Source organism: Streptomyces sp. NPDC107454, assembly GCF_055582885.1.
Map to the genome: position 1 here is coordinate 25,871 of NZ_JBVJPA010000038.1, position 9,031 is coordinate 34,901.

A 9,031-nucleotide genomic window follows, 5' to 3' on the forward strand; every position below is an offset into this window, starting at 1 on the left:
CAGACACCTCTCCTCTCCGCTCTGCCGCACCCAGCAGGTCGGAAAGGACCGCCGACCTGTCCGCAACCCTCGAAAGGCACCACATGACCGACTACTCCAGCTTGATCAAGGCGTATGACATCCGCGGCGAGGTTCCCGCGCAGCTCAACACCGAGATCGCCGAACGGATCGGCGTCCTGTTCGTGCGGCTGACAGGCGCCTCGTGCGTGGTCATGGCCCGGGACATGCGCGCCACCTCTCGCGCGCTCGCCTCAGCGTTTGCCGCAGGCGTCAACACGGCGGGAGCCGACGTGATCGACACCGGCCTTGGCTCGACGGACTACCTCTACTACGCCTCCGGCAGCCTGGACATGCCCGGAGCGATGATCACGGCCAGCCACAACCCGGCCCAGTACAACGGCATCAAACTGTGCCGGACTGGGGCGTCCCCTATCGGTGAGGGCACGGGCCTGGAACAGATCAGGGCTTGGCTGGAGACCGCCAACATGCCGGCTCCCGCCCACCTTCCCGGAGCAGCGACCCATCTCGACCTGCTCTACAGCTATGCCAATCACCTCACCTCACTGGTGCAGATCAAGGGAAACCGAAAGCTGAAGGTGGTTGTCGACGCCGGAAACGGTATGGCCGGACACACCGTTCCGGCCGTACTGGCTGACCTGCCTGTCGCATTGATCCCGCTCTACTTCGAGTTGGACGGGTCCTTCCCCAACCATGAGGCGAACCCGCTGGAACCGAAGAACCTCGTGGACCTGCAAGCGGCAGTGCGCGAGAGCGGCGCGGACATCGGACTGGCTTTCGACGGTGACGCCGACCGCTGCTTCTTCGTCGACGAACGGGGCATGCCCGTCAGCCCGTCGGCAATCGTCGGCCTGGTCGCAGCGCGTGAGCTGACCCGGCATCTCGGCGCCGCGATCGTGCACAACGTCATCACCTCCGCCGCGGCCGTGGAGACCATCCGCGAGCACGGAGGCAGGCCGATCCGCTCGCGGGTCGGGCACTCCTTCATGAAGACGCGCATGGCGGAGTACGACGCGGTCTTCGGCGGCGAGCACTCCGGCCACTACTACTTTCGCGACTTCTGGCGGGCGGACACCGGGATGCTCACGGCTCTGCACGTCCTTGCCGCGCTCGGCGAAGCGCACCAGCCGCTGTCAGAACTGCTCGCCCCGTACACGCGCTACGTCTCCTCGGGCGAAATCAACTCCACGGTGGTGAACGTGAAGGCCACGCTGAACGATGTCGAGTCCGCCTGCCGTAGCGTCGACGGAGTCAGCATCGACCGCCTCGACGGCCTGACGGTGGATCTGGGAGACGGCCGCTGGTTCAACGTCCGCCCGTCGAACACGGAGCCGCTGCTGCGGCTCAACGTAGAGGCCCCGGACGAGAACTCGATGGCCGAACTGCGCGACTGGGTGCTCGCGATCATTCGGGCATGAGGCAGGTCCGGCTGAGTCGGATCGGGACCGCGCCCGTACGTTGCTCAGGAGAGCCGTCCGGATGCCGATGCCGCTGGTTGATCAGCTGCCGTCAAGGATCAAGCCCAACCGCGTCGCCGGTGCTACATCGACCCGGCGCGTGCCTGGCTGCCTGCGAAGGACCTGGACATAGCGGAGGAGGCGTTGAAACTGGCCTTCAAGGTGTCGCCGTAGATGGCTAATAGGACTCCGTTAGGTCTTTCGGTTCGGGCTGTTCCTGACCGCCGGCGCATTCCACCGGAGCCCGTTGAGGGGGTTCTCCGCGAAGTACCTCTTCTCCACCGCAGTGTTGAGAGCTTCGTTGAACGCAGCCCTCTTGCGTCGGGCTGTCTTGGCCGCAGCCGCCTTGCCGTCCAGCTTGCGGCACATAGCATCGAGGGCCCTGCGCAGAACATCCGCATCCGCAAGGGCGCTGACAGGCAGAGAGTTGCGCTTCATCCAGTCCAGCGCGTGGAGCCACTCCTCGTCGGGTTCGCGCTGCCAGGCGTTCTTGTTGAATGCCCAGGAGTACAGGGCACGCCTCAGTATCCGCGGATCGGAATACGTTGCGCCGGGGTGCACCAGGGCGGGCGTGATGGTAGCGAAGGCATCGGCCAGGGTGCGGCGGGTGTTCCCTGGCGTACGCTCCCATCTTTGCTCGATGTATTCGTGCGCCAGGTCGTACCACGTAGTCCGCTGCTTGATGGCCCGCAACTCAGATGCGGGCAGACCGGTGTGCTCATCAAAAGGCTCACCCTCGCGCGCCGCTGTCATCAGCTTCGCGCGCCGGCTATCAGCAAGCGCGAATGTGATGAAGGACGCGGACTTCTCGCGCCCGTTGACCGTCCACCGGATCTGGAAAGGCTTGCGCCGATCAGAACGTTCGCGTATGTCCCAGAAGCGGACGTTATAACTCATCGCCATCCAGGCCAGGGTCCCGGCAAAGTTGTTCTGTAGCCCTGTGAAGTGGGGTTTTGCGGGTGGAAGAGGCGCGCGGGCGTGTTCCGGTCCGGTTGGATGGAGGTTCCTACGCCTTACCGTCTGACCAGGGGATCACGCCCGCGCCATGCCATCGTCCCTCATCCTTGCGCCTGTTCGCACGCCTGCCCCGGATCATGAGCTCCTCGTCGAGATGCTTGCCGGGATACCTGATCCGCGCCGTCGGCGCGGGGTCCGGCACCAGGTGGGCGCTCTGATCGCGGTGGCGGTGTGCGCGGTGGTGGCCGGAGCCCGGAGGTTCACCGCGATCGGGGAATGGGCCCGGGACGCGGGAAGTGCCGCGCTGCAACGGCTGGGCCTGGAGCGGGGCGGGGTGGACGAGTCAACGCTGCGGCGCCTGTTCGCCCGCCTGGACGCGGACCGTCTCGATGCGGTGCTGGGGGCCTGGGCCCTGACCAGGACCGCACGTGTCGCGGGCCGCAGAGTGATCGCCATCGACGGCAAGACGGTCCGCGGTGCACGCTGCGGCGGCTCCATGGCCCCGCACCTGGTCGCCGCCCTCGCGCACGGGTCCGGGGCGGTACTCGGCCAGGTCGCGGTGAGCGAGAAGAGCAACGAGATCCCCGCCGCCCGACAACTGCTCCAGCTCCTCGACCTGGACGGCGTGGTCGTCACGATGGACGCACTGCACACCCAGCACGACACCGCGACCCTGGTGACCAGGGCCGGGGGAGACTACGTCCTGGGCCCTCACCCCTGATCGTGGACACTCGAGATGGTGGATCTTGAGGATCTGAGAGATGGACGTGTCGTGGTCATGAAGCACTATCCGCCGGAGTTCAAGGCGGACGCGGTCGCGCTGTACGAGTCGCGGCCGGAGGCGACGATCAAGCAGATCGCTGCCGATCTGGGGATCAATCCGGAGACGCTGCGGAACTGGATCCGGGCGGCAGGCTCCAGCCGTCCCCGGGGCCGCCGGGCGGCGGCAGCGCCGCCGCCCGCGCCGTCTTCGCCGGCCCTGGAGGCCGAGGTCGCGGCCTTACGACGGGAGAACGCCGAGTTGAAGAAGGAGCGCGAGATCCTGCGCAAGGCGGCCCGGTATTTCGCCTCGGAGACGGGCTGGTGAACCGCTGCCAGTTCGTTGAGGACCACCAGCGCCGCTATGGCGTCAAGCGGTTGTGCCGCATCCTGGGGATCTCCCGCTCGAGCTTCTACTACTGGCGCCGGACCGCCCCGGCCCGCGCGGTCCGTCAGAAGGCCGACGCACAACTCGCCGCACGGATACGCGTGATCCACCGGGCTTCCGACGGTACCTACGGAGTCCCGAGGATCACCGCCGAGCTCCGCGAAGACGGCGAGCGAGTGAACCACAAGCGGGTTGCCCGGGTCATGAAGGCCGTCGGGCTGGCGGGTCTGCGCCTGCGCAGGAAGCACCGCACCACCGTCCCGGACCCGGCCGCGGCGAAGATGCCGGACCTGATCGGCCGCGACTTCACTGCAGACCAGGTGAACACGAAGTATGTCGGCGACATCACGTATCTCCCGCTGGCCGGCGGGAAGTTCCGTTATCTCGCGACCGTGATCGACCTGTGCTCACGCCGCCTGGCCGGGTGGGTGATCGCCGACCACATGCGCGCCGACCTCGTCATCGACGCTCTGAAAGCGGCCGAGCGGACCCGTGGCAGCCTCGCCGGTGCAGTGATGCACACCGATCACGGAGCCCAGTACTGCAGCCGGGCCTTCGCCGACGCCTGCCGCCGGGCGGGCGTCCGTCAGAGCATGGGCGCCATCGGCAGCAGCGCGGACAACGCCCTCGCCGAGTCGTTCAACGCCACCTGCAAACGCGAGATCCTTCAGGGCCGCCGGGCCTGGAACGACGAACGCGAGGCCCGCCTGGACCTCTTCCGCTGGCTGCACCGCTACAACACCGTCCGACGTCACTCCCACCTCGGACACCGCAGCCCCATCGCCTACGAACAAGGACTCCGAACAACATCAACTACGCTGGCCGAAGCCGCATAACCCGTGTTCAGGATCAGGGGGGCAAGGCCCTCGCGCGCATTGCCCGCGACATGACGCAGGTTGCGGTCGTCGCCGGCGTTCAGGCTGCGGCCGGCCGACGCGGAATGCGGTCGGGTACCGACAAGGCACGAGTGCGCAAGTGGGAGCGGGGCGTCAAGCCCAACGAGGAATCCCAGATTTACATCGCCGAAGCTCTTGGCTGGCCAGCGGACATCGTCCGCGCCGACGACTGGCCGAACTGGCTGCCGCTCACCGCCGACGGCGTTGTCCCGCTCGGACCCCACAGTTCCGTGCCCGCCCTGAGAGAGGCCTTGCGAACAGCGATGGACCGCCGCACCTTTTTCGCTATCTCCGGCGCCGCCCTGTCCGCGCTGGCTGGGGACTGGGCCGTCGGCCCTGCGACTGCGCTCGCCCAGGCCCACGGAGGAAAGCCGATCGGTGAGGACTTCGTTGCCTTCTTGGAGCGCTCCACCCAGCATCTCGCCGGTCTCGCCACCGAGCAGCGGCAGCACACCGCCATCCTGCTGGACGCCAATCTGTCCACGGTGACCGAACTACTCGAAAACGGCCGGTACACGCCCGTCCTCGGGCTGCGCCTGCACACCCAGGCGGCCTCCCTGTCCCAGACCGTCGCCTGGCACCGCTTCGACCTGGGCCGCCACACTCACGCCAGCCAGAACTGGATCGCCGGCCTGCACAACGCCCACGCGGCAGGTGACCACGACATGGGCGCCGGTCTCCTGGGCGACCTCGCCTACCAGGCCGCCTGGCGCCGCGATCACACCACTGCGGCCAACATCCTCGGCCACGCGCTGACCCGCGCCGAGAACCCCGCCGCCCGCTGCCTGCTCCAGCTCCGCCTCGCCCGCACCCTCGCCGCACGAGGCGGCCGCAGCGAACGACGCTCCGTGCTGCGCGCCCTCGCCGCGGCCGAAAAACACCTCAACGACGCCGGCACCGAACGGCCCGCCTGGTGCGCATGGGTGGGCGCCGCGGATCTCGCAGTGGACTCCGGCCAGGCCCTCCTGGACCTCGGCGACACTGTCCGCGCCCACCAGCTCATCACCGAAGGCGAACGCCTGCTGCCCACGGCCAGGGACAAAACTCGAGGCGTGTTCCTCACCTACCGCGCCGCGAGCTACCTCGGCCTGAAGGAACCCGAGCCCGCTGCGGCCGCCGCCACCCAGTCCCTTCTGCTGGCCCGTCGCATCGGGGCACCCCGCTGCGTACAGCTCGTCGACGACCTGCTCCCCCGCTTCCAGCACTACGCCCGTGCCCAGGGCGTTCCGGAACTCCTCCAGCTCGCAGCCGCATAGGCCCTTCTCCTCCAGGTCGGGAACATCGCTCGCGTCCGCGGAACAGGAGCCCCGTAGCTGAGGAGCCGTGTTCGTACCCGCGTCCGCGGGGACGGTCTTGCCATCACATGGAAAACAGCATGAGCGAGTTCGCTGACACCGCCCCCTAGTACGCCACCGACCGGCCCGGCATCCCCGAGGCTGCCGTCCGTCTCGTCAGCCCCGATGGACACACCCTTGCCACGGGTGGCGACGACGGCACCGTGCGACTCTGGGAAACGGATCCCGAACGAGCCATACGACGAATATGCAGGGTTACCGGACACGCCCTGCCCAGGGGGAAGTGGCACAGATTCGTAGGAGCCGTTCCTTATCGACCACCGTGCCATTGAGCGAGAACGGCGAGCTGCTCCAGCATGGAGTGAGGCTCTGCCAGTAATGGATCACGACCGTGGGTGTTCGTTCAGATGGTCCGGGCGTATTCGAGTTGGAGCAGGACGAGAGCCGCGGCGGCGATCACCGTGATGCGGCTGGGGTCGAAGCTGACCCTGCGTAGGGCCTTGAAGTGTTCTTGAGCAGGGAGTTGGCGTTGCGGTGGTTTGTTAGGCCGGGGCGTAGAGCGAAGTCTGCCCCCGCCCTCGACTACCTGACCCGGTCAGTGAACGTGCACTCGGAGGAGGGGAGAGGAGCGGGCCTTCGGACGTACGCCACCGTATCGAGATCGACTCCCGGCGGTGCCTCGTAGAACCGACGGACCTTGCTGTGAGACACAAAGAAGTGATCCACTCCAACGCCCTTCCCGGCACTCTGGACCCGTCTCTCCTCAGCCGCAGCTGAGCTGCGGCTCCTCCCCCGTCGGACCCGGCCCGGGCCGGGTGCCGGATCGGCTCGCGTCTCTGGAAGGTGATCTTCTCCGGCATAGTTGAGGGTGGCCGTGTTCCACGACCTTGCGCGGCTGTTCCTGATGACTGATTCGTCCAGTGCAGACCCCGGCGAAGGGGGAACGAAACAGATGTGAGCGTGGTTCAGGTGCCGAAGGAACTCGTAAGAGGGTGATGGGGAACATGCTGACCGAGACAGTGTTCCGGAGCGAGGATCTGCCGGCGGAGGATCGGTTCGACTGCTGGCGAGAGCTAGTCGGTCAGACACACGCGCCCCTGGAGCTGCTCAGCGACCACCGCACGGATTTCAGGGCTTCTCAGCGTTTGCTAGGCCTCGGCGCCGTGTCAGTGTGGCCGACCACATTTCAGCCAGTGTGCTTTCGCCGGACACCGAGGCTGATCCGGCAGTCCGATCCCGAGGGGCTGCACCTCTCCCTGCCATTGAGCGGACCGCTGCGCACTACCCGGGGCCAGGAGGAGGCCGTGTACGGTCCGGACAGCCTGTGTGTCGTAGACACCTCGAGGCCTGTCGACGTGCATGGGGGTGACGGCTCAAGGCTGCACAAGGGAATTGGGCTGGAGGTTCCCAAGGCGGCGTTGCCGTTTGCCGCGAACCAGCTTGACCGGGTGCCCGGTCTGCGGCTGTCGACACAGCAGGGATTCGGACTGCTGCTGGCACAGCTGCTCACCCAACTGGCGAAGGACACCGGCTCCTACCAGCCCGCCGACGGACCCCGGCTCGGAGCAGTAGTGGTCGACCTGCTGTCCGCGCTGTTCGCGCACGCCCTGGAGGCGGACAGTTCGCTCCCACCGGAAACTCGCCGGCACACGCTCGTCCTAGGTATCCGCGCCTTCGTCCAGGCGCACCTGCACGACCCTCAACTGACACCGCGCACCATCGCCGCCACGCACCACATCTCCACCAGCTACCTGCATCGCCTGTTTGCGCAGCAAGAAGAAACGGTGGCTGCCTGGATCCGCCACCAGCGCCTGGAACGCGCGCGCCGGGACCTGGCTGATCCGGCCTTTAGCGGCCATCCAATCCGCGTCATCGCCGCCCGCTGCGGCTTTCCCAGCGCCGCCGATTTCAGCCGCGCGTTCCGCAACGCCTACGGCATGCCACCCAGGGACTACCGCCACCAGGTGCAAGCAGACCACAAGGAGAGGCATCGCTAAAAGATTTGTGGTCTCTGTGCTAACGACTCCGCCGCAGTGCCCAGGGGACCCTGAAAGCACACACCCTGCCGCACGGTGGCATCGGAGCGAGGAATGATGCCAGGCGCAGCTGCTCGAAGTGGCGCCAGAATAATGCGGCAGAAACAGTGCTGAAGGAGGGATGACGAAGCGGAATTTGCTGACCATGACAGCGCCCGTTGACCTCATCCCCGGTCGGCGAGATCAACTCGCGGACCGAAAAAGAGAAACGGGGAAAGATGAACCGTGTAAAGAGGCGGCTGGCTGGCGCAGGCCTCGTGACATCTGCACTCGTTCTGGGGTCGTTCACGATCCCTGTGACGGCGTCAGCGGCACCAACTCGCTGCAATGAGGTCTTCTACTTCAAAGTATCGAAGTTGGGCAGCCCGACGTACAAGAGCATCGGCCGCACGGCCAGCAAGAGGAATGGCGGCTCTTCCACCTCCACGCTCAAATACGAGATCAGGACCGACACGACCCGTTCCTCCACCTACAGTCGCGAGGCCGGCGGCAGCCTGGACTGGGGCATCGGCAAGGTGGAGGCGAAGACTAGCTACGACGTCACCAAAACCGTGGCGAAGGGCAGGACGGTAACGAACACCATGAAAGTGGGCCCGGGGAAGCGCGGGTACACCCGGCCGATGGTCGAGTACCGCAAGTTCATGATTGACGAGTACGTCCAGGGGGAGGACTGCCAGCATCGGCTCTACAAGTCCTACGGAGTGCTGAACGGCATCACTTCCTCGATTCACTTCGCGGAATGCGTCTCCAAGAATCCGTGCACTCCTAAGGCGTAGTATGAAGCGCGGGAGTGCATGACAATCGGCCGGGCGGGGGCACGACCAGCCCCACCCGGCCGATCGGCTGTATTCACACGGGAATCACGGTCCGGTGACGCAGCTCAGTACGCTAAGAAATCGTGCAGTGGCTGCTAACGACAGCCCAAAGCAGCTTTGCCGTCCTGGTCAGTGTTGTTGACGCCCACTCGGCTGGTCCAGGCAGTCAGGTGCGGGTCGACCTTGGATCGGGTACGGGGCAAGTGCCCGCCGCCCTTCACGAGGCCTTCGCCGAGTTCGACAGCGTCGCGATCGCTTCGAACGAGAGTTTCAGCGGGTGGACGAAGACGTTCACCGATCCGCGGCTCTGCGCGGTTATCTAACCGTCCTGCTGGAGAGTCCACGACGTCCGTGACGGTTCTGTCTGAGTACTCGTTAGCTTGCTGTGGACTCTTTATCTTGCTGTGCTC

Annotated in this window: 8 protein-coding genes and 2 pseudogenes; 8 read left to right on the forward strand and 2 right to left on the reverse strand. The window is 66.2% G+C overall.

Annotated features, from left to right (window positions below; all coding sequences use genetic code 11):
• Positions 1-83: 83 nt before the first annotated feature.
• Positions 84-1,436 carry a phosphomannomutase/phosphoglucomutase gene (locus ACZ69M_RS49900; protein WP_470060345.1) on the forward strand — a complete coding sequence of 451 codons (1,353 nt, stop codon included), beginning with the start codon at positions 84-86 and terminating at the stop codon, positions 1,434-1,436.
• A 231-nt stretch (positions 1,437-1,667) separates the two neighbouring features.
• Here the strand turns inward: ACZ69M_RS49900 and ACZ69M_RS49905 are convergent, their stop codons facing one another.
• Positions 1,668-2,378 (reverse strand): hypothetical protein, encoded by a 711-nt coding sequence (locus ACZ69M_RS49905; RefSeq protein ID WP_470060346.1) that lies wholly within the window; start codon positions 2,376-2,378, stop codon positions 1,668-1,670.
• 208 nt (positions 2,379-2,586) lie between these two features.
• Between ACZ69M_RS49905 and ACZ69M_RS49910 the strand changes: the two genes are divergently transcribed.
• The 4 genes from ACZ69M_RS49910 (at position 2,587) to ACZ69M_RS49925 (ending at position 6,102) form a co-directional block, all read left to right on the forward strand.
• Positions 2,587-3,153, forward strand: a complete 567-nt coding sequence (locus tag ACZ69M_RS49910) for an ISAs1 family transposase (RefSeq protein ID WP_470060347.1) — start codon at positions 2,587-2,589, stop codon at positions 3,151-3,153.
• 51 nt (positions 3,154-3,204) lie between these two features.
• Positions 3,205-4,415 (forward strand): IS3 family transposase gene (locus ACZ69M_RS49915; RefSeq protein ID WP_470060348.1). Its coding sequence is split into 2 segments (ribosomal slippage): positions 3,205-3,505 and positions 3,505-4,415, totalling 1,212 coding nucleotides; the frame shifts between segments, so codons are not numbered across the junction.
• 50 nt (positions 4,416-4,465) lie between these two features.
• Positions 4,466-5,731, forward strand: coding sequence for an XRE family transcriptional regulator (locus ACZ69M_RS49920; protein ID WP_470060349.1), 1,266 nt, complete (start codon positions 4,466-4,468; stop codon positions 5,729-5,731).
• 170 nt (positions 5,732-5,901) lie between these two features.
• A complete protein-coding gene (locus ACZ69M_RS49925; protein WP_470060354.1) occupies positions 5,902-6,102 on the forward strand; it encodes a hypothetical protein in 201 nt (66 codons plus the stop codon).
• A gap of 71 nt (positions 6,103-6,173) precedes the next feature.
• Here ACZ69M_RS49925 and ACZ69M_RS49930 read toward each other — a convergent pair.
• A pseudogene (locus tag ACZ69M_RS49930) lies at positions 6,174-6,298 on the reverse strand (IS5/IS1182 family transposase); the annotation flags it as partial.
• Positions 6,299-6,774: 476 nt separating this feature from the next.
• On the opposite strand from ACZ69M_RS49930, the gene ACZ69M_RS49935 reads away from it, so the two are divergent.
• The 3 genes and pseudogenes from ACZ69M_RS49935 to ACZ69M_RS49945 all read left to right on the forward strand — a co-directional run.
• Positions 6,775-7,767: an AraC family transcriptional regulator gene (locus ACZ69M_RS49935; RefSeq protein ID WP_470060350.1), complete on the forward strand. Its 993-nt coding sequence runs from the start codon at positions 6,775-6,777 to the stop codon at positions 7,765-7,767.
• Between the two features lie 197 nt (positions 7,768-7,964).
• Positions 7,965-8,582: a hypothetical protein gene (locus tag ACZ69M_RS49940; RefSeq protein ID WP_470060351.1), complete on the forward strand. Its 618-nt coding sequence runs from the start codon at positions 7,965-7,967 to the stop codon at positions 8,580-8,582.
• 272 nt (positions 8,583-8,854) lie between these two features.
• Positions 8,855-8,941 (forward strand): annotated as a pseudogene (locus tag ACZ69M_RS49945) (IS21-like element helper ATPase IstB); the annotation flags it as partial.
• Positions 8,942-9,031: the final 90 nt, after the last annotated feature.

What these genes read in the sequence shown, in the direction of transcription:
- ACZ69M_RS49900 (WP_470060345.1), top strand. Translation starts at nt 84, where the DNA reads ATGACCGACTACTCCAGCTTGATCAAGGCGTATGACATCCGCGGCGAG.
- ACZ69M_RS49905 (WP_470060346.1), bottom strand. Translation starts at nt 2,378, where the DNA reads ATGGCGATGAGTTATAACGTCCGCTTCTGGGACATACGCGAACGTTCT.
- ACZ69M_RS49910 (WP_470060347.1), top strand. Translation starts at nt 2,587, where the DNA reads ATGCTTGCCGGGATACCTGATCCGCGCCGTCGGCGCGGGGTCCGGCAC.
- ACZ69M_RS49920 (WP_470060349.1), top strand. Translation starts at nt 4,466, where the DNA reads ATGACGCAGGTTGCGGTCGTCGCCGGCGTTCAGGCTGCGGCCGGCCGA.
- ACZ69M_RS49935 (WP_470060350.1), top strand. Translation starts at nt 6,775, where the DNA reads ATGCTGACCGAGACAGTGTTCCGGAGCGAGGATCTGCCGGCGGAGGAT.